The sequence below is a fragment of the Sediminispirochaeta smaragdinae DSM 11293 genome, assembly GCF_000143985.1.
Lineage (GTDB): Bacteria > Spirochaetota > Spirochaetia > DSM-16054 > Sediminispirochaetaceae > Sediminispirochaeta > Sediminispirochaeta smaragdinae.
On record NC_014364.1, the window covers coordinates 4,513,007 to 4,537,998 of the forward strand.

The 24,992-nt window shown below is 43.9% G+C and carries 22 protein-coding genes and 2 pseudogenes; 13 read left to right on the forward strand and 11 right to left on the reverse strand.

Annotated features, from left to right (window positions below):
* Positions 1-19: 19 nt before the first annotated feature.
* Entirely contained in the window at positions 20-925 is a 906-nt protein-coding gene (locus SPIRS_RS21000; RefSeq protein WP_013256708.1) for an acetaldehyde dehydrogenase (acetylating), read from the reverse strand.
* A gap of 330 nt (positions 926-1,255) precedes the next feature.
* Between SPIRS_RS21000 and SPIRS_RS21005 the strand changes: the two genes are divergently transcribed.
* The 10 genes from SPIRS_RS21005 (at position 1,256) to SPIRS_RS21050 (ending at position 9,328) form a co-directional block, all read left to right on the forward strand.
* A complete protein-coding gene (locus SPIRS_RS21005) occupies positions 1,256-1,714 on the forward strand; it encodes a cyclophilin-like fold protein (RefSeq protein ID WP_013256709.1) in 459 nt (152 codons plus the stop codon).
* 117 nt (positions 1,715-1,831) lie between these two features.
* Positions 1,832-2,992 (forward strand): CdaR family transcriptional regulator, encoded by a 1,161-nt coding sequence (locus tag SPIRS_RS21010; protein ID WP_013256710.1) that lies wholly within the window; start codon positions 1,832-1,834, stop codon positions 2,990-2,992.
* 328 nt (positions 2,993-3,320) lie between these two features.
* Positions 3,321-3,647, forward strand: coding sequence for a carboxymuconolactone decarboxylase family protein (locus tag SPIRS_RS21015; protein WP_013256711.1), 327 nt, complete (start codon positions 3,321-3,323; stop codon positions 3,645-3,647).
* Positions 3,648-3,726: 79 nt separating this feature from the next.
* Entirely contained in the window at positions 3,727-4,161 is a 435-nt protein-coding gene (locus tag SPIRS_RS21020) for a cupin domain-containing protein (protein WP_013256712.1), read from the forward strand.
* A 13-nt stretch (positions 4,162-4,174) separates the two neighbouring features.
* Entirely contained in the window at positions 4,175-5,041 is an 867-nt protein-coding gene (locus SPIRS_RS21025; RefSeq protein WP_013256713.1) for an aldo/keto reductase, read from the forward strand.
* Between the two features lie 166 nt (positions 5,042-5,207).
* Positions 5,208-5,720 (forward strand): GNAT family N-acetyltransferase, encoded by a 513-nt coding sequence (locus tag SPIRS_RS21030; RefSeq protein WP_013256714.1) that lies wholly within the window; start codon positions 5,208-5,210, stop codon positions 5,718-5,720.
* A gap of 63 nt (positions 5,721-5,783) precedes the next feature.
* Positions 5,784-6,221 (forward strand): N-acetyltransferase, encoded by a 438-nt coding sequence (locus tag SPIRS_RS21035; RefSeq protein WP_013256715.1) that lies wholly within the window; start codon positions 5,784-5,786, stop codon positions 6,219-6,221.
* On the forward strand, positions 6,209-7,378 hold the full coding sequence (locus SPIRS_RS21040) for an MFS transporter (protein ID WP_148224111.1): 1,170 nt from the start codon (positions 6,209-6,211) through the stop codon (positions 7,376-7,378). Before SPIRS_RS21035 ends, SPIRS_RS21040 begins: the two co-directional genes overlap by 13 nt.
* Positions 7,379-7,456: 78 nt before the next feature.
* Positions 7,457-8,116, forward strand: coding sequence for a TetR/AcrR family transcriptional regulator (locus SPIRS_RS21045; protein ID WP_013256717.1), 660 nt, complete (start codon positions 7,457-7,459; stop codon positions 8,114-8,116).
* A gap of 72 nt (positions 8,117-8,188) precedes the next feature.
* Positions 8,189-9,328: an acyltransferase family protein gene (locus tag SPIRS_RS21050; RefSeq protein WP_013256718.1), complete on the forward strand. Its 1,140-nt coding sequence runs from the start codon at positions 8,189-8,191 to the stop codon at positions 9,326-9,328.
* 74 nt (positions 9,329-9,402) lie between these two features.
* On the opposite strand, the gene SPIRS_RS21055 is transcribed toward SPIRS_RS21050, so the two are convergent.
* Positions 9,403-11,109 carry a beta-L-arabinofuranosidase domain-containing protein gene (locus SPIRS_RS21055; RefSeq protein ID WP_216086400.1) on the reverse strand — a complete coding sequence of 569 codons (1,707 nt, stop codon included), beginning with the start codon at positions 11,107-11,109 and terminating at the stop codon, positions 9,403-9,405.
* A gap of 309 nt (positions 11,110-11,418) precedes the next feature.
* Positions 11,419-11,697 (reverse strand): annotated as a pseudogene (locus SPIRS_RS22930) (immunoglobulin-like domain-containing protein); the annotation flags it as partial.
* Between the two features lie 259 nt (positions 11,698-11,956).
* On the opposite strand from SPIRS_RS22930, the gene SPIRS_RS21060 reads away from it, so the two are divergent.
* From SPIRS_RS21060 to SPIRS_RS21070, 3 genes are all read left to right on the forward strand, one after another.
* A complete protein-coding gene (locus SPIRS_RS21060; protein ID WP_013256720.1) occupies positions 11,957-12,853 on the forward strand; it encodes a helix-turn-helix transcriptional regulator in 897 nt (298 codons plus the stop codon).
* 229 nt (positions 12,854-13,082) lie between these two features.
* A complete protein-coding gene (locus SPIRS_RS21065; protein ID WP_013256721.1) occupies positions 13,083-13,931 on the forward strand; it encodes a helix-turn-helix domain-containing protein in 849 nt (282 codons plus the stop codon).
* A gap of 109 nt (positions 13,932-14,040) precedes the next feature.
* Positions 14,041-15,303, forward strand: coding sequence for an MATE family efflux transporter (locus tag SPIRS_RS21070; protein WP_245537646.1), 1,263 nt, complete (start codon positions 14,041-14,043; stop codon positions 15,301-15,303).
* A gap of 91 nt (positions 15,304-15,394) precedes the next feature.
* On the opposite strand, the gene SPIRS_RS21075 is transcribed toward SPIRS_RS21070, so the two are convergent.
* From SPIRS_RS21075 to SPIRS_RS21110, 8 genes and pseudogenes are all read right to left on the reverse strand, one after another.
* The gene (locus tag SPIRS_RS21075; protein ID WP_013256723.1) at positions 15,395-16,459 is read right to left on the reverse strand and encodes a LacI family DNA-binding transcriptional regulator; all 1,065 of its coding nucleotides are present in this window, start codon (positions 16,457-16,459) and stop codon (positions 15,395-15,397) included.
* Positions 16,460-16,468: 9 nt separating this feature from the next.
* Positions 16,469-18,415, reverse strand: coding sequence for a glycoside hydrolase family 127 protein (locus tag SPIRS_RS21080; RefSeq protein WP_216086401.1), 1,947 nt, complete (start codon positions 18,413-18,415; stop codon positions 16,469-16,471).
* 5 nt (positions 18,416-18,420) lie between these two features.
* The gene (locus tag SPIRS_RS21085) at positions 18,421-19,254 is read right to left on the reverse strand and encodes a carbohydrate ABC transporter permease (protein ID WP_013256725.1); all 834 of its coding nucleotides are present in this window, start codon (positions 19,252-19,254) and stop codon (positions 18,421-18,423) included.
* Complete coding sequence (locus SPIRS_RS21090) at positions 19,251-20,117, reverse strand: carbohydrate ABC transporter permease (RefSeq protein WP_013256726.1); 867 nt, start codon at positions 20,115-20,117, stop codon at positions 19,251-19,253. Before SPIRS_RS21090 ends, SPIRS_RS21085 begins: the two co-directional genes overlap by 4 nt.
* Before the next feature lie 102 nt (positions 20,118-20,219).
* Entirely contained in the window at positions 20,220-21,500 is a 1,281-nt protein-coding gene (locus SPIRS_RS21095; RefSeq protein ID WP_013256727.1) for an ABC transporter substrate-binding protein, read from the reverse strand.
* Positions 21,497-23,566: a hypothetical protein gene (locus SPIRS_RS21100; RefSeq protein WP_013256728.1), complete on the reverse strand. Its 2,070-nt coding sequence runs from the start codon at positions 23,564-23,566 to the stop codon at positions 21,497-21,499. The genes SPIRS_RS21095 and SPIRS_RS21100 overlap by 4 nt, the downstream gene beginning before the upstream one ends.
* Positions 23,567-23,802: 236 nt before the next feature.
* Positions 23,803-24,765, reverse strand: a pseudogene (locus SPIRS_RS22740) (aconitase X).
* The gene (locus SPIRS_RS21110) at positions 24,758-24,982 is read right to left on the reverse strand and encodes an aconitase X (RefSeq protein WP_041866158.1); all 225 of its coding nucleotides are present in this window, start codon (positions 24,980-24,982) and stop codon (positions 24,758-24,760) included. The pseudogene SPIRS_RS22740 and the gene SPIRS_RS21110 overlap by 8 nt, the downstream one beginning before the upstream one ends.
* Positions 24,983-24,992: the final 10 nt, after the last annotated feature.

Sequence of the window (24,992 nt, forward strand, 5' to 3'; positions counted from 1 at the left end):
TGACTGTTCCTTTTTCCTTTCACACTGATTCCTTCAGTTGCATTTCCGACAATAATTTTCCTGCAACCACATCTCCAACCGTCTGTGCAGCCGATGTCATAATGTCAAGGTTGCCTGCATACACCGGGAGGAAATCGCCCGCACCCTGCACCTGTACCATGACCATTATTCTCTCTCCGTCAAACTGTGGTGGCACTTTTAAGCGATAGCCCGGTATATAGTTCTGCAATTCGGAAATCATGTTATTCACCGATTCAGTAACTTCCCGTTCACTGTATTCCTTGCACATTGCATAAATTGTGCAGTTCATCATCATCGGTGGATCTGCGGGATTCAGGAGAATAATCGCCTTGCTGTTTTCGGCCTTCCCTAATTTGATGATGCCGTTTGCAGTAGTAGTAGTGAATTCGTCAATATTGACACGCGTTCCCGGACCTGCACTCTTGCTTGCCAATGTAGCCACGATTTCAGCGTAAGATGTTTTTGCAACCCTTGAGATTGCATAAACGATGGGTATGGTTGCCTGCCCTCCACAAGTTACCATGTTGACATTTAAGCCATGGATGTCCTGCGAAATTAGATGATCTAGATTAATAACCGGTATAACAAATTCTCCAACGGCAGCAGGAGTCAAGTCTATCGCTATTTTTCCCGCCTGCTTTAACAGGGGAGCATGCTTAAGGTGAGCACCGGCACTTGTTGCGTCAAACACAATCCGGATGTCTTTTTCTTGAAGAATGGCATCAATACTTCTTGCCGATGTTGTGACACCATGCTCCCTGGCAAGTTTCATTCCACTGGAATTTTTATCGATACCCGAGAACAGTTTCAGCTCCATATTGCTGCTACGTTTTCTGATCTTAAACATAAGGTCTGTACCAATATTGCCTGTACCCAATATTGCCACCTTTATTTTCTGCTTCATAAGACCCCTTCTTTTTGTGTTGGTAATTTATGTATTTCACTATACAACACATCCTATCCCAGTCAAGTTGCGAACTATGTACAAATATGACAAAGATTTATGTTATTTTTGTATTATTTGGACAATAGCAAGCTTGAAACGATTTATATCAATTAGCTCGTGTTTTTTGTTACGCCCGGTTCTGGGACCAACAAAAAAGAATAGGCAGGGCTTCCGTCACGGTAGCAAATTCGACCACAGGAGCAGGTTCATTTTATTCTTGACATACAGGTAACTCCAAGGATTATGCTAATCGCAGAATCTTTAGAGGTAAGGATGGAGTGATTAGCCATGAAGGAATTCAAATCTTATACGTGTATTTTGATAATTCTGATGATAACAGCCTTGCCGGCCTGCGGTACCGATAATATAGTTGGAAACAATTCAGGAACGGATAATACCATGAGATTACAAATCGGAGAAAAAATCTTGACAGCAACATTGGTAGAGAACTCTTCAACGCAAGCGTTGAAAGAGTGTCTTAAGGCAGGTCCTATTACAATTGATATGCGGGATTACGCAAACATTGAAAAGGTCGGTGGCTTGGGAACAAGTCTGCCAAGAAATGACAGACACATTACAGCTCAACCCGGCGAGTTGATATTGTATCAGGGAAACGCTTTTGTCATTTATTACAAACCGAACTCCTGGAATTTCACAAGACTCGGCAGAATTGACGATCTGACACAGGAAGAACTAATAGATATCCTCGGCGAAGGGGATGTGACAGTAACACTCTTTTTAGATTAGATCAGAAACAAAGACTCTGGGATATGGATATCCAGCACAGAAGCCTTACCCCAATGATCATGCTATACTACAGAAATCTTTTATGATATGGCTTTACCGTAATGAATGGAGTCTTGTATGATAGATAAAGATATAGCACAGCGGCTGATTAATAAGATTTCCCATCAATTTAAATATGATATTAATGTCATGGATGAAAAAGCGATAATTATTGCCAGTACCGACACCTCCCGCATCGGAGATTTTCATGAGGGTGCTTATAAAATCATACAAGAAAACAAGGCCGTTCATATTGCTACTGAAACAAAAGGTCTAATAGGTATAAAGCCTGGTGTCAGTATGCTAATTCGTATAAAACACAAAACCATGGGTGTGATAGGTATTTCCGGTGATCCAGAAACAGTTGAGCCAATTGCCGGTCTTACAAAACTCACATTTGAAACCATGATCGAACACGAGCTATATAAAAGAGCTCAATATCAAAGACTAAACAAGAATAAAAATTTTATAAATGCTCTGTTTTACGAGTCACCAATCAATATAAAAAAAATATGTAAATATGCCAAACAGGAAGATTATCAAGAGGATATTTATCGTCTACCTATGTTAGTTCGATTTGATTTTTTTGCAGATTTGAACTACATTCAAAGAACATATAAAAATAGGTTTATTAATTGCGATCAGGATATCATTTTTTCTCTGAATTCAAGTACTCTTGTGATTTATAAAGCCATGCCAAAAAGCAAGATCGAAAAATATAAGGATTTCGCGGCTTTTAGTAAATCGACAATCAGTGCCAACATCCTAAATACTTTGTTTCACGAACAAGAAAGTAAAAAAGAACTTCGATTCTATGTATCATTACCAACGCATTCATTTTGTGATTATGCAATAAATTTAAAATATCTTGAATGGATGGAATCTTATTTAGATACATACAGTGGCAATTCTTGCTGTTTTTTCACCGATTACATTTTTGAATATGTAATGGAACAAGTCGAATCTCAAAATTTAAACCCAGTGATCGACTTTTATGAGAATTTAATTAATCAGTCTTACATGGGATCAGATGTTTTTCATAAAATGATAGATGTGTTTTTTAATTGCAATATGAATATAGACGAATGTGCAGATCAGCTATTTCTACATAAAAACACCGTAAAAAACCGTTTAAATAAGGTAAAAATGATGACAGAAATAAATAATTTTAAAAATATTCGGGGATGTATTTTTCTCTTATTTCTTAGTTATCATTATAAAAATCGCAATAAAAGATAATAAGATTAAAGTTGATTTGGATCGCGTCAGAACATGTTCGCACTTTAGATACATTAAAAGGAGACGCCTTTGAAAGGATGTATCGATTTTGAAAATTTCCTCACCCTCTCAGAATGGAGTTTGTCATCACATCTATTCTCATTTCAGGTAAACACCTCGTATCTTTAATGTAACATATTTATGCAATCTTTTTTGGCAATATCAATACATATTTCTCAATCCATGTAGGAATAGGCAATGTAAATGTTGAAATAGACATTTCTTTCTCCCTCTAAATCAACTATGTTGAATTATAAAGCAGATGAATTGTCCTAAAGGAGGTTATAAGATGCGGAATCTAAAAGTAACAGCAGGACGGGATCAATTGGGAGATTTTGCGCCCCAGTTTGCCGAGCTGAATGATGATGTACTCTTTGGCCAAGTATGGTCCCGGGATAGTGAGCTTTCACACAGAGACAGAAGTTTAATTACACTTACAGCCCTGATGGCAAGCGGCATTTTGGATGAGTCTCTCAGTTTTCATTTGCAGAACGCTAAAAAGAATGGTGTCGGCAAGAACGAAATTGTAGAAGTTCTGACACATCTTGCGTTCTATGTGGGCTGGCCGAGGGCATGGGCCGTTTTCCGAATGGCAAAGGAAATCTGGAACGAATAGAAATCATTCCGCACGGTAAGGTTCTTTTATTTAATTCGAATTTAGTTCGAATATCTTAAGTTACCAAGGAGAGTTGATCATGAAGTATAGTAACAAGGAAGAATTTGAAAAAGTGAATATCTTTGGAACGGGTGTTCCCAACGAAAAGTTTGAAAAATATTTCATTGGAAATTCCTTTCTGAATTTTCTGGTAGAACCGGGCAAAACCCCCATTTTTCTGGCAAATGTAACGTTTGAACCGGGCTGTCGGAATAACTGGCATATCCATCAGGCTGAAAGTGGCGGGGGACAGATGCTGATCTGTACGGCAGGCGAAGGATGGTATCAGGAAGAGGGGAAAAAAGCAGTTAGCCTGAAGGAAGGTTCTATTGTAAATATTCCTGCAGGAGTAAAGCATTGGCACGGAGCAAAAGCGGACAGTTGGTTCAGCCATATTTCCGTGGAAATCCCGGGAGTTGCATGTAGTAACGAATGGTTAGAGCCGGTCAATGATGAAGAGTATAATAACCTATAAAACAGGAGATGATATGATGATTTTAAACGAAAATTTTACACTTTCTAATGGTGTTGAGATCCCGAAACTGGGACTCGGAACCTGGTTTATCAGTGACGATGATGTAGTGAAGGCTGTGAAAGACGCTGCCGAATTAGGCTACAGACATATTGATACAGCTCAAGCATATGGCAATGAAAGAGGTGTCGGAGAAGGTATACGGACTTGTGGTATAGACAGGAAAAAAATGTTCGTTACCACCAAGCTGGCTGCAGAAGTGAAATCATATGAAGAAGCGGTTGCATCTATTGACAAGTCACTAAAAACTTTGGGATTGGATTACATAGACATGATGATCATTCACAGTCCGAAACCTTGGGCGAAATTTCACGAAGACGACTCCTTTTCCGAAGGGAACAGGGAAGCATGGAGAGCCCTTGAAGAAGCCTATACAGCCGGAAAAATTCGTGCGATCGGGGTTTCCAACTTTCAGCAACAGGACCTGAAAAACATCCTTACGTTTTGCACAATACAACCTATGGTGAATCAAATTCTGGCACACATCAGCAATACCCCTAAAGAATTAATCGATTATTGCCAGGAAACGGGCATCCTCGTAGAAGCCTATTCACCGGTTGCCCACGGAGAATTGATGAAGAATCAGACTGTAACTGAAATGGCTAAAAAGTATGGGGTTTCTGTTCCCCAATTATCTATTCGTTACTGTCTTGAGCTTGGGCTCCTTCCATTACCGAAAACGGCAAATCCCGACCACATGAAAAACAATGCAGAGGTGGATTTTGCCATATCCAAGCAAGACTTAGAAGTATTGAAGAACTTGGAACAGATCAAAGATTATGGTGATGCCAGCGTGTTTCCTGTGTACGGCGGAAGATTATAATAATACGAAACACAAAACTATTTTATGCCGACCTTATTGGGTCGGTATAAAATTCTTATTTTAACTTGATAATCAATTATAACAGAAGTTGCACATTCCTGTCATTTACGTCCTAACATCAGTAATATCTCTTTAAAAAACAAAACATTAAAGATAAGATACTGTTGTGGAGATTCTGAAGTGTGATGAAAGCTTTACGGAGACATTAGTCGCCATCGGGAAAAAAACCTATTTTGATACGTTCGGCTCAATGAATACCGAAGAGACTATGAGGCGTTATTTAGAAGAGGCTTTTAATCCCGAACGGATCAGGCAAGAACTTAAAAATCCTATCTCACAATTCTACCTCTTATGCGAAAATCAAAAAACAGTAGCTTATTTTAAAATCAATTTTGCACCTGCTCAAACCGATATAAACGATCCGGAGTCACTAGAACTTGAACGTATTTATGTAATAAAAGGGTTCAAAGGTCGAGGCATAGGCCGCCTTATGATAGAAAAAACAGAGGAAATTGCTCGAAACGCTGGTTGCCGGTATATCTGGTTGGGAGTATGGGAAAAAAACAAATCGGCAATAGCCTTTTATAAGCGTAATGGATTTATTCGGTTTAATGAACACTTCTTTCGGATGGGTGATGAACTACAAAAGGATTATCTTTTAAGAAAAGATATAAACTGAAGCAGCCTTCTCTATTCAAAGTTAAATACTTTTTTGTAAAATCACATAGGATGAGGAAGTAAATTGAATGATTTCTTAATAAGAAAGATGGAAATTGCAGATATCGATGAAGTAGTAGATATTTGGTATGAAGCATCAATAGTGGCTCATAATTTCATCCCGAAAGATTTTTGGGACGCCAATAGAGCCGTGATGAAAAGCACGTATATGCCAATGTCAGAAGCATATGTATTCACCGAGGGAGAGCAAATTCTTGGATTTGTTGCACTAATAGACGAATATCTTGCTGCAATTTTTGTAAAACCGGAAAGGCAAGGGAGAGGCATTGGGAGTTCATTACTATCACATGTTAAAAACCTTCGGAATCATCTTCAATTGAAGGTATATGATAAAAACAAAAAAAGTATCAATTTCTATAGGAATAAGGGCTTTTCGGTCATATCAGAATCATTCGACAGCGATACGGGAGAACATGAGCTTATTATGGAATGGACAAAATGATGCGGCTTAATCTTCTGCATATTCTCAATGACGGATTTCTTGCCAGCCTTCCATTATTACTTCCCTTTATACAGAAAGATCTCGGCATTGAATTTAGTAAAATAGGATTGCTCACGGGTTTGCTTAATAGTGCGAGTGTTATTCTTGCCTTGCCGGCAGCTTCAATCGCAATGCGTTTTGGAGGATATAAGGTCCTGTTGATGTCTATGGTTTTGTATTCCTGCGCATTTATCATCACAGGATTATCTTCAGGATTTATGTTACTAACATGTGCCTTTATTTTAGCCAGCATTGGCTTCGGTCTATTTCATCCCATCAGTTTTGCACTTATTGCAAATAGCAGCGACCAGAACGATATAGGGAATAGGATGGGCAGTTTTACTGCAATGGGTGACATAGGAAGAGTAGGAATAGCTGCATGCGTTACAATCTTCGTCTCAATAGTTGATTGGCGTAATACCGCCTTTATGTATGGCGTTCTGCCCTTAGTAATGGCAATCCTGTCACTCATCTTCCTTTATAAAGTGGATTTTTCATCTTCTTTAGCCGAAAAAGCGAAAATACGTAAAATACATGGACTACACAAGAGTAAGGAATTCATTATTGCAATTCTGACTAGTTTTATTGATTCACTTGCAAGCTCATCGCTATTTGTTTTTCTACCATTTCTTTTTGTATATAGAGGAGCATCAACTGCAATATTGGGCTCCTTGTCCGGTGCTTTTTTTATAGGAAATATGATGGGGAAAATAATGATTGGGAAGATAACGGATCGAATTGGTTGCAAGAAAGTATTCATTATCTCAGAAATACTAATGTCGCTTTTGCTCATTTCCATCAGTATTGTTAAAGACATAATCATGATTTCGATTGTTTCAATAATGCTTGGAACAGTAACAAAAGGAACGGTGCCTATAATCAATACGTTAATAGCAAAGGCAGTACCTGATCGTAAACTAAATGAGAAAGCTTTCAGTATTGTTTCATTTGTAAGTGGAATTTCAGCCGTTATTGCTCCTTTGCTTCTGGGATTTTTAGCTCAAAAATATAATATCATTTTCGTTTTCCATATTAGTGCGCTTTTTGCCTTTATTGCTGTGCTTCCAATACTTATCACTACGTTATTCTTCAAAAAACATACATGTATTTCAGCATAAATGTTTGATGTCTATGTTGACATGATAGTAGATCTGCAATAAAATGAATGATTCATTTTATTGCAGGGAATTTCTCTTATGGAAAGAGTAAAACTGATACACGATGCCGCGGCAATGCTTTTTATTCGGCAAGGATATTCAAAAACGCAGATTAGCCATATTGCTGAAGCAATAGGAACATCAGTGGGGACTATATACCATGATTTCAAAGGCAAAAAGGAGATAAAAAACTTCATTCTCAAATGTGCAATTGACGACTCGTTCATGAATAGAAGCCTTGAAAGACCCATAGCAGAATCGATGTTCCAACATCTCGAAACCGAAATTCTTGAAAGCTTTCATGCAATCTCAGCGCGGTTTGCAAGCCATTTAGAAGATAGGGGTGAACACTACAGCTTTGAAGAATTGATCTCCGATGCATTTGATTTACTATCAAGCCATGCAATAGGCTGCCTATTCATCGAAAGGAATCAGGCTGATAGCGGCCGGCTCACAGAGTATTACAAGGATTATCGTAAAAGGTTCTTTCGCACCATGGCAGAATATCTCTCCATTTTTGTTGAGAAAAACGAAATCAGGCCGCTGCCTCATTTGGAATTGACGGCAACCATGATTATTGAAATCTTGACATGGTGGGCAATGGACAGCAGATACTCTTCTTTTGAGATTATTGAAGTTTCTCCAGAAGCAGCTAAAGAATTATGCATGGACAATATTATCACCGCATATAAACAGTAGAGGATCAACAGTATCGATTTATATTAATCTACAATTGAATGAATCATTCATTTTAACGAGGGTTTTGACATCATGGAACATAAAGATCGTGAATATTATCTGGATTGGTTACGAGTCATTGTAGTTGCTCTTTTAATTCCACATCATGCAGCAATTACCTTCTCTCACCTCGGAGATGCCTATATATATAGCGACCATCAGATACCGTCGCTTTATTATTTTATTCAGTCCAAATTTCTTAATTTATGGTTTATGCGATTACTCTTTCTTGTTTCAGGATTTTCTTCGTTCTATGCACTGAAAAAAAGGAATTTCAGAGAATACCTCTTAGAACGGGTAAAGAGACTTATGGTTCCATTATGTTTTGCCATTGCTTTTATTTGCCCCCCAACTGCCTATCTCATGGCAATAAAAACATATCATTTTGAAGGGAACATAATTGACTTTTATCCGGAGTTTTTTAAGGGCTTTGTAAATAGATATCTTGGTTGGGGGCATCTGTGGTTTCTGGCCTATCTTTTCGTTTTTTCCTTAATCTTGATAGTACTGCTTAAGATTCTGCAAAACAACATAGCCTATATAGAAAAAGCGAGCCGTTTTTTGTCCGAGCATATTTTATTTCCTATGATCGTTATTATCTTCCTTGAGGTACTACTCCGTCCTTTCTTTCCCGGACTTCAAAATCTATATTCAGACTGGGCAAATTTTTCGGTTTATCTAACCTTTTTCTTGTTAGGCTATCTCTTTGCTTTCAGAAAAACGAGTACTGCAACAATCCTCAAATATACACGCATGTTTGGAATTCTCTCTCTTACACTGACCATCGTATTCATCTATCTACATCATTGGTTCTTCATTTCCGAAAAACCTTTTCCCAGATATGGAACAATGCTTTTAGCCCTTATACAGGGAAGCGATGAGTATGTACTGGTTCTGTTTTTCATCGGTATGGCAAAGAGATATATACATAAAAGAAGTCCATTATTATTATACTTATCCCGAACTTCCTTTGCCCTTTACCTGTTCCATTATCTGATTCTCAGCGCAGTGATATACGGCTTGCTGCGAACAGGCTTACACCATTATGTCATATTTGTCATTTCAGTCCTTCTTACGTATGCAATTTTCTTTATTCTGTTTGAATCAGTGATAAAAAGAATTGGAATACTACGGTATGTTTGTGGAATAAAGAAAGCCACAGCGAACCATTAGAGAATATACCCGCTTTTACAAAAGCTCGGAACAACCAAGGGCACCGCATGAATGACGACCGTTTGGAGACAGTATCATGAATGCCGTTCATGAGAACAATCTTCAAAATATACATGATATTTCTGATTCGTTACCACAGCGAGAGGAACAAAATCTACATCATCTTTCTGAAAGCGCATATTGCTTATAGAAGCTGTCAGGACTCTATCATCCCCGGTAAGTTCGGGAAACGGAAGATACTCTTCTTGATCGGATAAAGCGGCAAGAATATAAGGTCCATATGCCATGCAGGCATATGGCTTTCCGTCGGGAACCGGAAGTTTACGAAAATGGTAAGGAGTGAGAATCTCTATCCGATCACCTTCTCTCCAATCACGATGTAGGTAGAAATATCCATCTTGGGCCATTTCTTCCACGGACTCTTGATTGTTAATTGTTACCTTGTATTCATCCTCTGCCCAGTGGGGTATACGAAAAGCTAAGTTCCTCCAGCCCGAAGAATGAATAAGAAAGATAAAAGTCCCAGCTGCATCTGATGCCGTGGTCTGCTCGATCCGAAAATTCTCCCATTCGACGGCAGATGGAATATAAAGGTTTATATAGAGGGTATCATGATTACAGGCATAAATATCTTGTACATACCGAAAACGGGTTTCAAGGCCCGAACCATGGCAGCAGGTATTTTCTTTCGTGTTGAATTCTTTATGGCCGCCTGGGCGAAGGGGCATAAAATACGTGGTACCTCCGTCTGATTTATGGCTGAATGAAGATAATATATGATTGTAGAGGACAGTTTCGTAGAAATCCATTTTTCGTCTTTCAGGCTCTAAGGCAAACAATTGTCCGGTCAATCGTAATATATTATAGCTGGCACAACTTTCCGCCGTCTTATCGGTAATATAGGTCATAATCTCATTGGGTTCATGAAACATTTCTGTTTCTCCAATACCACCGATACTATATACATGAGATGCGGTTACAATGTTCCAAAAATTTTTTGCAATATCGTAATATCTGCCAGATCCATCAGCTTCATAAAGTTCTACCGCACCCATAATCTGCGGTATATGCTGATTGGCGTGCATATCTTTTAAGGTGTCGATATTTTCCTGCATCGGATAAAACAGCTTTTCATTGTCGAAATAATAAGCCGTTTGCAGATACGTTTTCTTTTTTGTGAGAGTATAGAGTTTAACCATCACAGAAATCATTCCGCCAAATTCCCCGGCAATGTACATCGACCACATTTTATCAAGTTGGTTTCTTGAGAGGCGGGACAATCTTTCATACACCCAGTCTCCCATTTTGCAAAGGATATTCAACGCCAGACTACTGTCGGCCAAGCTGTAACAATCGTACAAACCTGACATGATCTTATCCAGTGTATAGTAAGGTGCCCAAATCGTTGGATATGGTGTATAGGTCTCCAACAGATCGAACTGCCTTTCAGAATAAGCGCTTAAAAAGCCTTTGCTACAACCTCTCTCTTCAAGGGCATTCTGACACTCCGACAGGGATTCGATCAGGTACACAATTTTATCCATGAGCTCTGTCTTTTTTGTTACACTCCAGCCTAAAGCCAAAGAGGAAAGATAATGGCCGGTAGTATGCCCCCGTAGATTGCAGCTGGGAGCATCCCAGCCTGTCATGGGCAGAGCCCCTCGGGTATCCACTCCTGCTGCAACCCGGAAATTGTAGAGCATCTGATCATCATCTGTATCAATAAGATGCTGTATCATCTTATCTTGTTCATCGCAAAATACGCTGCCCTCTTTTAGCATCACGCTTCCCGGGGACAGAGGCCAGACCTTCCGGCCTCTGTTTGCTTTTACATCAACCACATGTTCAGAAAGAAATTGTATCACGGCAGATGGTTTCAGGTTCGTCTCTTTTACAGTTCCGGTAAGGCGAATTGTTGTCGGTTCTTTGGGAGCTTCATAGTGATCCCATTGTACTGGTAATGTTGTTTTTAGCCCTGTGCTTTCTTCCGCTATTACGATCGGCGGAAGATCTATGTTATTCGGTAGAATGGCCGTTAGGTATATCGGATAGAGTTCGGTAATGACAGCATCCTTGGATTGTTCAATAACGGTCACCTGATACTCTTTCGTTGCCATTGCTCCTTCATATTCGGCCGTGACAACCAATGAAACAATACGGTTTCCTACTCCGCTGATCGGTCTGGTAACTTTTCCATCATGGCCGACAAAAAGCGTTTCCATTGATTTCCAACTAAATGTTGACCCTAATCTTCCCTTTTCCGGAAGAGCCAAGTCTGTATCTACCGTATGTAGATTGCCAAGATATATTTCTTCCAGATCTCGTTTCAGGATTTCCTTTTTCTCGTTATGATCAATATGGCTGTTCATTTGAAGTCTCACCTCTCTCACATTCTTTCGTGTTTATTTTTATAGATATTTTTAGGATTCATTTTACCGTTGAGTTTGAATCGATCATACGTTCTCCTCTATTCCCTTTTTATCCCTGGATCTTCCCGTTGTAAATCGATAAAAACAACAATTTATATAATTATATAAACCAGTATAATATAACGATATATAAAAAATATTACGGATATCGTGGATATCATGATAAAATAATACAAGAGCGAAGAGGAGACTGCTTGCCATGTATATCAACTTTACATGCCCGCCCATACCACATTTGATTGTCGGTGGGATTTCTGTTTATAGGAAGGGAGATAAGCACGAGAGACGTTCTATTCATAAGACATTTGATTTAATGTATGTGCACAAAGGGTGTCTTTATATGGATGAGGCCGGAAAAAGATTCGACATCCATGAAGGAGAATTTCTGATTCTGGCACCGGAACGTCTGCATTATGGCTATCAGTACTGCAGAGAAGATACGGTGTTTTACTGGGTGCATTTGTATACGGAAGGAGAGTACTCATACAGTAATGAACTGCTTCCTTATACGGCTACAAAGATGAACAAAAACAAATACTACCATAGGGATACGTTCATGATATCGTTGCCGCAATTTGGGACAATAGGTCATGATCGTCAAGACAAAATGAAAGGTTACCTTGAGAAAATTTCTCTGGTTAAAATCGATAGGTATAATCAACAAAAATTGTTTTTTGACTCTATTTCTTCCCAAATCAATTATCAAATTCTGTTCATGCAGATTCTTTCTATAATCTGTGAAGTATCGCCTTCTCCCGTAAAGAACGATATAGCAGAAGATATTCGTGAATATCTGGAGCAAGCCTATGCTGATCCTTTTAGCCTTACCCAATTATCTCATAGGTTTTCATTCCATCCACTGTACATTACCCGCTGTGTAAAACAGAAATATGGGCGTACACCATTACAGCTACTGGTGAAGATACGGATGGAAGAAGCCAAGAAACTGCTTCGAACTACGAATCTCAATGTTAATATTATCGGGCAGAAAGTAGGCTACGCTGATGCTGCTTATTTCTCGAAACAATTCAAGAAAATTACAGGCATGACAGCGAAAGAATACAGAACAAGCAAACAGGATTCTTCCATGGTATAAAACGGGATGTGTCGGATGAAAGCTGCTTTCACGGCAAATATTGTCGTTCCGGGCCTGTCAGCCTCCTTACGCACAAATCCGGCCCTGACCATTTACGCCGATTTCTATCCAGGAATTCATAATAAGATTCATAATAAAAAAACCGAGTGACAATACCATCGAAAAAAGCAATAATGGTTAAAACACGATCCGTATAATTAGATATATTCCACAGACAAAGGGAATATACATGCACGATATCGCAAAAATAATACTTGCAATAGAATATATTGAGGACCACCTAACCGAAAGGCTCGATTTGAAATCGATTGCCAGCGCAATTCATGTATCCCCATATCACCTTCATCGGACATTCACCCTGGCCACAGGAATGACTATTCATGACTACCTTAGGCGTCGTCGACTAACCGAAGCCGCAAAAATGCTTTGCCGCTCGGACATGCCAATCTTAGAGATCGCCCTTTTGTCCGGATACGAAAGCCAACAAGCCTTCAGCAGAATTTTTACATCACTGTATAAGTATCCTCCAAACACATTCAGAAAAAAGAAGCTCTTTTACCCCCTGCAGCTACGGTTCGATTTTAAAGCGGATTTCGATATGCTTAACAAAAAAGAAGTGAATACTCACCTGGATATTAGGTTTGCACAAGAGGCCGATATTCCGGCATGGATGGATCTTGTACGACTTGTAGTAGATGGATATCCCTTTCTTAATGAAGATGAATATATACAAGTAGTAAAGAAGAATATTGATAAGAAACAAGCATTAATGGTCAATGCCGGGAATATCGTTGTAGGCAACATGCTCCTTTCATATCAGTCGGGAAGCATCGACTTTTTAGGAGTACACCCGCTGTTCCGCAAGAGAACAGATCTTACGATGATACTTCTCGAGAAAGCAATAGATGCATTGCAAAACGGAAGAAAAGAAATCAGCATCACAACCTATCGAGAAGGAGACAAGGCAGATACTGGCTATAGGAAGGCCCTTCAAAGCTTCGGCTTTAGCGAATCGGAATTCCTGGTCGAGTTTGGGTACCCCACGCAAAAACTTTTATTTCATCAAAAATCTTCATAGGAAACACACCATGCATGCACAAGAAAGCTCTGACCATGATACGTATAATCCGCTATCTCGATACCATACGGTCGGCTCTCTTCTAAAGTTCTCTTTTCCGACTTTATGTATGATGGTATTCTCCGGGCTCTACACCATCGTTGATACAATATTCGTATCACGCCTTGTGAACACCGATGCCCTCTCTTCTATCAATATCGTAACTCCGATGATTAATATCATCGTCGGTTTGGGAGCCATGTTTGCAACGGGTGCTAGTGCAATTGTGGCTCGCAAACAGGGAGAAGGGAAGGATATTGAAGCAAGGAAAGATTTTACTCTGATCATCCTTACAGTTTTGGCTCTTGGTGTGATTATCGCCCTTGTTGGTCTATTCTTTCTTGAACCGATCATATATGCTCTCGGAGCCAATACTGTGCTTCTTCCTTATGCCAAAGAATATCTCTCACTATTATTTGTCTTTGCACCGGCCAACATGCTGCAGGTTCTTTTTTCAATCTTTCTTATTACGGCCGGAAATCCCGGGCTCGGCTTTATCTTAACGCTGTCGGCGGGACTTACAAACGCATGCTTTGATTTCATTTTTATGGGCCCGCTGCACATGGGAATACGCGGCGCTGCATTAGCGACAAGTATGGGCTACCTCATCCAAACAACAGGCGGAGTGATTTTTTTCCTGCGCAATAAAGGCAAGGCTCTTCATTTTGTTACACCACATATCGCTATACCGGTAATCACCGAAAGCCTTTCCAATGGACTATCAGAAATGGTGGGTCATCTCTCTTCGGCCGTAACGACGTTTTTGTTTAACAAAACGATGATGAAGCTTATAGGAGTGGATGGGGTTGCCGCCATAACTATCATTATCTACTCCCAATTTTTACTTTCTACTTTCTATATCGGATTCTCCATGGGAGTCGCACCCATTTTCAGTTACAATTACGGAAATCAGAATCATGTACACATGAAACGGATATTTAAAATCTGTATCTCTTTTATACTTTCCGTATCCGTGCTTGTTTTTTCTATCGCCATGATCGGAGGGCCATATCTTGCAGGAATTTTCACGCCGAAAGGTTCCGGGGTCTATTCGATCACCAAAGCCGGCTTTCTGATTGTCTCTTTTTCCTTTCTCTTCAGTGGCGTGAACATCTTTTCTTCTGCTCTTTTTACAGCCCTCTCCAATGGAAAACTATCTGCGATCATTTCATTCCTAAGAAGTCTGGTCCTCCTTTCCATCGGGATTTTGCTATTGCCCCTCTTCCTTGGAACAGAAGGACTTTGGCTTGCAATTCCCTTCGCGGAAGGTACTACGTTTTTGGTTTCAATACTGTTTATATGGAAAAAGAAAGAGATATATCATTACATATAGGCTCTCACTCCCCAGAACTTCATGATTTCTCTTGCAATCTTTCGACTTCATAGCCGACATGTGTAACACAGAAACCATTTGTCGTTAGACTTTACCTCTTTTGTATTTTGGTCGATTCCTTTTGTTTCAGGATGCACGGTATCTTGATGAGAGAAGAGGATTCCGCAGGGGCCGTGCCCCCGATAAGCGAGAAAAGCGTTTTCGCAGCTTCTCTGCCGATATCGGTAAGGGGTAGCGCTACGGACGATAGGGTTGGAGAATATGCTGTACAGATCTCCCTGTCGTCGAATCCGATCAAGGCGATATCGGTCCCAACGGAAATACCGTGTTCGGTCGCATATGCCAGTACACCGCCGGCGAGCAAATCGTTCATGGCAAAAATGGCATCGACGGGCTGAGAGAACAAAGAGGTACAGGCACGGTAACCGCACTCGAATTCCCATCCCCCGGGAACGACGAGGGCGGGATTGAACAGGATTTCGTTGTCGTACAGCGCCCGCTGATAGCCTGCGAGGCGCCACGCCGTATGTACGCTGTTGCTTTCTCCGCAAATGACGCCAATGTGACGACGGTTACCGGCGATCAAGGCGGTCGTCGCGTCGTAGGCGGCTCGTTCATCGTCGAAGATGACGGAAGGGATCCTGCCGTTGCTGCCAAAACTGTACGCAAGAACGACGGGAATGGGAATTCCCGAGAGATCCAGGGAAAGTTCCCGCACATGGCAGCCAACATAGATGACGCCGTCGATACGTTTCGTCATTAGGACCTTGATCCTGTTCGCGATATGGGAATGATGCTGGTTGGAGTTATAGAAATCGGCATGAAACCGTTTGTAGAACCGGAGATTTTCGATGAGGACTTCATACCCCTGCCGTTCACTGTATTCCTCAATTCCATCGACAATTTCTGGTGTATTGAATACCGTTAAATCTTCCGTGATGATACCGATGGTCTTCATATTTTTCGGCGCTTTCAGGCGCCGTGCAAATGCATTGGGACTGTAATGCAACTCTTTGATGACGGAGAAGACCTTTTTCTTCGTCGCCTCGCTGGCTCTCCCCTTGTGGTTGACAATATTCGAGACCGTGGTAGCGGAAACGCCGCACCGCTTCGCGATCTCACTGACTGTGGCCATAGTGTTGTTGTCTTTTTTCATACTCTCCGCTTATTTCTTGCCCTCGTCAGGGAGCCTGATGAGTTCCTTCAGCCACACCGCCATTTCCCCGGGAGTCCTGTTGCCCCAGCAATAATAGGGAACGGCAACAAATTCGGTCTTTTCCATGATAAACGAATCGTCTGTCGAATACAATGCAGTGCTGTTTCCGGTCCGGCGGTAGCCGGAGAAGTGGACCGTTACAACACCATTTTCCGCCCTCTGCTCCTCGGGCCTGTGCGAAGTATCGACGTACACGGCAGACAGAGGCTTCCCGTTGTCCGTCTCTTCTGCACAATATACCTGCGGTCCCCGTTTGATCGCTACTTTACCCGCGTCGGCGGCAACGCGGGAATTCGCACGGACGAACACCGGAGGCGCTTCGAACGTTATGCGTATCGATACGGTCTGTACGCCGTCCAGCGCAATATGGCAGTATCCTCGATGCAGTGTTTTCGCATACGGAATTTCCTGCGATCCAAGAATGACCCGGTAATTACGGGCAAAATGCGGCACACGGATAGCCAGGGTCCTTATTTCCTTTATCTCCGACATCATCACCTCAATAGTATTTTCCCTCGGATAGTCCGTCTTCACTTCGATATGCGTCCCATCGGGCAGGTCCGCCGTATTTGAAACGAAGAAGTTGAGGAATACGGTCGCATCTTCAAGGCTGTACACAAATAGCCCCAGTGAAGCAATCGTCCGGGCAATGTTGGGAGGACAACAGGCTACGCCAAACCACTTTTGCCTGACCGGCTTGACGTGCGCCATGCTTGTATGGCTCATGCATGTCTCGGGAACGACTTCCAGGGGATTAACGTAGAAAAAGCTCTTGCCGTCCAGAGCAACGCCGGCAAGAACAGTATTGTACAGCGCAAGTTCAGCGACATCGATATAGGAGGCATCCTTATACAGCCGGGCCAGCCGAATTCCCAACTGCAGCAGTCCTATAGACGCACAGCTTTCGCTGTAGTTGCGTTCGTTAGGTAAATCGTAATCGCACGTAAAGCGTTCCAGCACCCCTGAGGAACCGATACTGCCGGTCAGATACATGCGTCGTCCGACGATATTATCCCAAATGGTCCCGGCGGCACGCAAAAGCGTTTCGTCCTGTGTACGTTCCGCCACATCGACCATTCCGCAGTACAGATACACGGCCCGTACGGCATGCCCCTCGGCGGTCTTCTGTTCTCTGACAGGGAGATGGCTCTGTGAATAACGGGGATCATAATCGGCGAATTCGGGAAACTGGTGATGGAAACCCGGCCGTTCTTCTTCCGCAAGGAACCAATTTTTTCCCGAGCCCCGCCTGTCCAGAAAATATTTCGCTTGCCTGAGATATGCACCGTTTCCCGTCACATCCGCCAGCTTCACAAGCGCCAGCTCAATCTCCGGATGTCCGGGATATCCGTGGATCTGCCCATCCCCGTCCCCGAATGTTTGGCAGATGAGATCGGCGAAACGGGTTGCAACGGTGAGTATCATATGCTTGCCCGTTGCGCAATAGTAGGCGACCGCCGCTTCGATGAGATGTCCGGCACAATACAGTTCATGCCCTTCCATAAGGTTGGACCAGCGCTCATATTCCGGATGCAGAATGACGTACGTATCGAGATAGCCGTCGTCGCACTGGGCTTGGGCTATCAATTCCACGACCTTGTCCGCCTGCTGTTCCAAGAACGAATCGCAGCGCTGGGCCAGGATGTAGGAGACACCTTCGAGCCATTTATAGACATCGGTATCCTGGAAAAGCGCCCCGTAGTAGGCCCCTTCTTTCTCGTGTGCCGCAATTCTGAAGTTTTCAATGCTGTGGCTTGGCGGGGCTTCGGGAATCTCGTCGTTGATTGCCTTCCACTGGTACGGCAACATTTCATATTGAACAAGGTCCAGGTATCTGGACCAGAATTCGTCGGTGATATGTATCTTGTCAAGCGATACGGTTTGTCGGTTTTGCATGGACATTACCCCTTTACGGCACCGGCCGTCATACCTCCGATGATCTTGTCGGTAAGGAAGGCATAAATAATGATGGTAGGCAGAATCGAAATAACCATTGCCGCAAAAGCATGGGCATAGTTAGCACTGAAGGTGGTAAGGAACGAACGGATGGCGACCTGGATAGTCCGGGACACATCGCTCTGGCTTAGGAGATTGGCGAACAAGAGTTCGTTCCAGCAGTTTATGATGATGAAAATACATGCCGTAACGATTCCCGGAACGCTTATCGGCAGCACAATTTTTCGCAGGATCATGTGGGAAGAGGCTCCGTCGATATCGGCAGCTTCAAGAATCGTTTTGGGAATTGAACCCATATATCCTTTGATGATCATGAGGCTCTGCGGTAAGTTTATCCCAGCATAGACAAACATGATTCCCATGGCGCTGTCGTACAGCCCGATTTTCGTGATCATAACATAATACGGTACCAAAAAAGCATTGGTAGGTATAAACAGTCCGATCGCCAGGAAGGCAGCCACCTTCGTAGCAGCGGGAAAGGCATACATGAATGCATACGAAGCCAAGACAGAAACGAATGAACAGAGGAATGTCGCACATACAGCTACGACGACGGTATTACCGAAATACAGGAGGATCGGCTGGCTTTTGAATACCGAAACGTAATTTTGGAACGACAAGTGCCGGGGTACGGCGAAAGGTTCCCTGAATAATTCTGTATTCGGCCGGAATGACGAGATGATGAGCCAGGCAAACGGAAGAATCATGATGATGAGGACACAGATAAGGAACAGCGAAAGCAAGACCCTGCTTACCGGAAATATAGTATGTTTTGTCATAGTTCCTCTTCTTTCATGCGTTTTTGTACCCACAGGATAATTCCCATCACGATGCAACCGAGAATGATGGTCGCGAGACCGCCAACCATTGAGTATCCGTAGCGATTGGACTGCATCATTTCCCGGTAAATGTATAGCGATAGGTTCATAGTGGAGTTTGCAGGTCCGCCGCCGGTCATAAGAAATGGATATTCGAAGGTCTTCAGGCAGAACGCCAAGTTAAGCATAAGGTTTGTGATGATGGCGGGACGGACCAGAGGAAGAGAGATATACCAATCCTTCCTCCAGCCCACGGCTCCGTCGATCCTCGCTGCTTCGAAGATATCGGGAGAGATGGTGGATAGCTGCGTCATGAAGATGACCATGGTAAGTCCGACATATAAGGCAAAAGGCACTTGGTTGCAAAACAATGCCGTCGCAGGCTCATTGAGCCAACCGTGCCGGTACGTACCCAGCCCGATAAGCTCAAGGATGCCGTTGATCAAACCGAGATCCACATGATACAGGAAATACCACAGGAAGGCTATCGCGGTCGTCGATATGATATTCGGGATGAAGAAAGCGAAACGGTATACCTTCCATCCTCTCGGCCTCCTGTCTAGCAGGAAGGCTAGTAAAAGACCGAGCGGAACATGAATGAACGTCGCTGTCAGCATCCAAATAATGGTATTGCGTACGGAAATCCTGAATACGGGATCTGCAAGTACCTTACGGTAGTTTCCGATCCCGACGAATTTCATTGGGGTCAAACCATCCCATTGGAAAAATCCGACGTAGAGCAGATAGACGAACGGGACGATGAAAAATATGACGGTCATACATATGGCAGGTAGCAGATAGAGCGTTCTTTGCTTTGTGGTCATAGTGCAAAAGCAATCCTCGTACGTTGCGTGTGCCGTAATAACGGCAGAAAGGAGAAACAATGCGTTCCCTAGCGAAGGAGGCCTTCGCTAGGGACATATCGTTCATTGATTGTCTTGTGCCAATTGCTGCGCGAATTCCTGTGGAGTGATCATACCAAGCGCCAGGCTTTCCATCAGCGAAGGAATCTGGGCATTCGCGGCCAGCTTGAGATTCCTCTGGATGTTCACGATACTCTCAGGAGCCGTGGAATTGATGGTTATATACTGGACCATGAGCGGATCGACATTACCGAGATCAACACCGTCCAAATCGAGATGAGGGGAAAGAAAGACACTACCGTTGAGCGTCAGATCCCTGGTATTTTCCGCATTGGTGACGAATTTCATAAATTCCACGATGGCTTCCTCTTTCGCCTTATCCGTTTGCGTTGAGGCAGCCCACGGGGTTTGGGCATCGGTAACCGTAAAACCCGGTTTTACGACGCCGTCGCCGAACGTTGGTGCAGGGGCAATGGCCACATGCCCCTTGATATCGTCGTCAAGAGAGCCTATCAGCCACGGGCCGTCTATGACCATAGCAGTCTTCCCGGCAGAAAAATTATTTACGCTGACACTGTAATTCGCCCCGATGGCGTCTCCGGTCGTCATGGCGAAAGCCTTCGCAAGGTAGGTGGCACCTTTTATCATTGCGGGAGTATTGAGATCGACATCCGTCTTGTTAAAGAATTCCGTTCCTCCAGCGCTTGCCGCAAGGTAGGAAAGAAGATTCGTCGCATGCCATGCATCGTCCGCTGTATAGAGGGAAATACCCTTCATGCCGTCTTTCCCAAGCTTCTCGAACGCCTTGAACAATTCATCCCAGGTAGTCGGGAACGATGTATATCCGTCCTTTGCGAACAGATCCTTGTTGTAATAGATAAGGGCACCAGCTTTCTCAAAGGGTATGGAAGTCAGTTTCCCGTCGATCGTCAACGCCTTGAGGTCTCCCTCATTGAACCGCGATCTCCATGTATCGTCCATGTAGGGGGCGAAATCCATCAATTTACCCGACCGCTGTCTGGACAGGTCATTCGGATTAAAGTTGTAGTGAAAAATATCCGGAGGATTCCCCGCCGATATCATGGCCTTGATCTTTTCCTGGTAAGCGGGAAAGTCCGGGTTGATGTCTACGTTGACCTTGATGGACCCGGCATGTTCCTCGTTGAATTTGGCGATGATATCGTTGAGGGCCTTTCCACGCTGGGTGTCAGTACTCCAGCTGTGGTAGAGACTAATCTCGATGACATTCGCCTTTCCCGACGTCGCCTGTTCTTCCTTGTTTCCCGTTGCAAACAGCGGGAAAAGACAGAGCAGGAACATGAGACACAAAATGATCTTTTTCATTTTTTTCTCCTTTCATCTGCTGCAAGATTCTTGCAGAATTTTTCATAACGGGTAATCCCGTCGATCGTCGCACTGTATATCCATCCGAGAGAGCCCCAGACGTCTCCCTTTTCGATCAAGTCGTCGTCGCATCCTTCGGGACATATGCCCCAGCCTTCCGGCTGCATGCCGATGCCTGCGAAGCCGAAAGTGCAGCCGGGATACGAAATGCACTGTGCGGAAGCGCGCACAATTTCATCCGCGGCCTTCAGAAAAATCGGCTCATCCAGTTCACGGCCCAGATACACCAGTTCCGCCGTATGAAACAGAGCGTAAATGTCCACTACGCCGCCGCCCCATATCGAGTTAATCCCGCCCATCCCGCGCGTCCTGAACGTGCAGCGGTCGGTGAATGCCCCCTCCAAGTTTGGTGCATTCCAAGTATAGATCCAGCTCAAAAACTGATAGGCGGCACATCTCGCACCTTCCAGGTAGTCTTTCCTTTTCGTCAAACGATAACAGGCCACAAGAGCCGCCATGGTATATTGGGCGGCTTCCTTGTCGACAACATTCGGATTATCCATGGTCCCCCCGCGAAAACATTCGCTTCGCACAGAGGAACGGAGAAGGTGCTCGGCCCCTTTCCCTATGGATGTCCGGAGCGCCCGTGTGTCTTCTCCGTCGGTCTCAAGGAACTCACAGAGAGCACACAGGAACGGAAGGGGGATGGGCGTACCGCTCTTCTCCGCACTGCGGTCCGGCTGACTTTTGTCGACTGCAGCGGGAAGGCCGTCGGGTCCGTAGCCGCGGTACCATGATCCGTCGGTATCCTGTGCGCGAACAAGGAATGCGGCAAAAGCCAGGATACACGCCTTCCAGCGCGGTTTCTCCGTGCCATACTGCGCAAAAAGCCGATAGCATCGGAGCAAATCGAAAATCGGTTCAACCATCGTCCTGAGATAATTGCCCTTTTTGTCTGTGTTCCATACGTAATGGAGCCGCGGGGCATTGGGGTCACCGAATGAGAAAACCGGTTTTTGGGCACTGATATCGTAGAGCGAATAGACCCATCCGGAAGCGACGGTACACCGATCTACGAAGAAATCGATCACAACCTCACTGCGTTCCAGCCACTGGGCGGGGTCGGCTTTGGCCAAAAGATATGCAGCATTGAGCTGCCTTCCTGTAAAGCCGTACTCCAGTACATGCGAATAGGATGTTTCTGGAATAGTACGGAATGAAGAACCGAAGCCGGAAGGTAGCGATCCGTATCCCTTAGTCGGGTCGAAATGGAAAAAGAACCCGGCCCCCCTACCTTCCTCGAATGTCCGGTAAGTCTCGGCCAGGGAACGTATTTTATAGGTGACGGCATCCTCCGCCGAAAGGTTCCCCCCGCAAGGAGAAGGCGTACACTCGAAGCTTCTTGTGTATTCCCGGAAGATCGCTTCAGAATAGGAAGCCGCCTTTTTCGAGGAAAGCGTAAACACAAAAGAAAAGGTTCTTTGCGCTCCGTTCATCGGATAGAATGCCTCCGGAGCCGAACCGTTCCGATCAAGGGATATGCTGCCTTCCGTTTCCCGATATGGCCAATGAAACAGGAACATTCCCTTCTTTGTATACCCAAGCGAGGAAATATCGGTTTCGTGCAGATATTTTGTTGCCCCTTTCCTTCGGTGGGGGCGGCGACAAAAGAGAGAAACCGAATCCTTGGAAAAGCCGAATGCGGTTCCGTCCGACTGGTGGTATACAAGAACGAACGGTGATGGCAGACGATCTTCGCGGTATTCGGCAGTCTCCGGCCCCTCTTCTGGTCCGTATTGCAACGACGGAACGCAGACTCTTCCCGCCATGTTTTCAACAGCAGCAGTCATGCTCAGGCGGATCCCCGTACCGATATCGCCGGCGGCAACAGGCAGGGAAAAGCGCAGAGACAAAACCGTATCATCCTCTCCTGCAGCTTTGGCTTCAAGGAAGACAGCAGTATCGTAGGCGGCCGTGTCCCGCACGGTCTTCTGCGCGTCGAGCGTCTGGATAGTTATGGTAACGGAACAGGGGATATTCCCGATCCTTATCTCTTTTCTGATCATTGTATTGATACCATCATGGTTTAACGTTAAATCAAAATTCCAGAAAATCCTCTATATTTAGTTTAACGATAAATCATTTAATTTCTTATGTAAACCCTTTTTTCCAGAAACCGATATATATAGCCAAATACCAGCAGCTTTGCTATTTCGTCAAATTCTTCATAAGGCCTACTTTCTGCTTCAGTTAAGTTTTGAAAAATATATAGTGTTCGGAATCCTGGTGGTGCACATGCCGTTTAGCCGGTAGATACCTTTCTTTTCTGCCCTTGCATACGTTTTCCCATGGTTTGGCTTTCAATTGACGAAGAGAAAAGGAATTGTCTCCTTTTAACCACCAGGATTCCGAACACTAAGTAAAAAATTTGGAGCCCCCAGCGTATCCCTTGGATTGGCTCTGAAACCTTACTATAAAAACCCATTTTCAGTGAATTTGTCGCCATTACCCTATGACCTTGCTTTTGTAAAAGATTCCTGGGCATGTTTCCGAGACAGGTGTCACATACCATTCGACCGCCAGCTTCTTCTATGACTTTCACATAGCCCATCTTTTCAGCGAATGATTTTACCTCCCTGGAGGTCAAAACCCAAAGCGCCACTCCGGAATGCACCTTTTTCCCGGAAAGGAGCTTCGCAATAGCCTCGATTTCGTTAGTTGAGCAATGAGGACAACCGATCAATACGAAGTCGACTTCTTTGGCAGTTGTTTTTGAAATTAACTCCTCAGTCTCCCGAAGTTCCTTTTCCCCAAACTCATAACGCTCCAAATCCACCGGTTTCTTATTTCAGAAGGCAGCTTCTTCGGTTGGGGCCTCCGGCGTGACACCCACAACGTGATGAAGAGCAACACTACCCGAAGTCGATGCAGCGGCTCCGAGCAAGCCCAAGTCACCCCACGTCAAAGGAAGCGACAGACCTGTCACGGCAGGAATCCTGTCCTGAGCTACCGTACCGACGAAATAGCCCAAGGTTCCATAATCATGACGATCCTTGAGTTTCGCCGTAACCGAGATCTTTAATTCCGCGCGGAGATTTCGGTCGGGATGAAGGCCGTACTCGGGTACCCTCCCCACTATGGCGGCAGCCAAAGGAACAGGTTCAGCGTCCCTGTTTGTTCTGGCACCAAGGACAGAATTCGCGAAACTGATCGCCGAGGATTCAGTCCAGGAAACATGCTGCCCACAAGAGGGGATATTACCCATCACATGCGGGGTACAGGTACTGGCGACATAAGCTCATAAACATCGCCCCGGCCTTACCTGCAAGAAAGCGTCCTCCTCCTGCATGAGCAGACACGATAGGTATCATCCTGGCAGCGTCATAGCACTTACCTACGCGAACAAGGATTTCCATCGATTTCCGGACAGCGTTACCGTACTTGCCTTCCAACATCTTCTCTTCTTCTATAGTTAGATGCATATGACCTCTT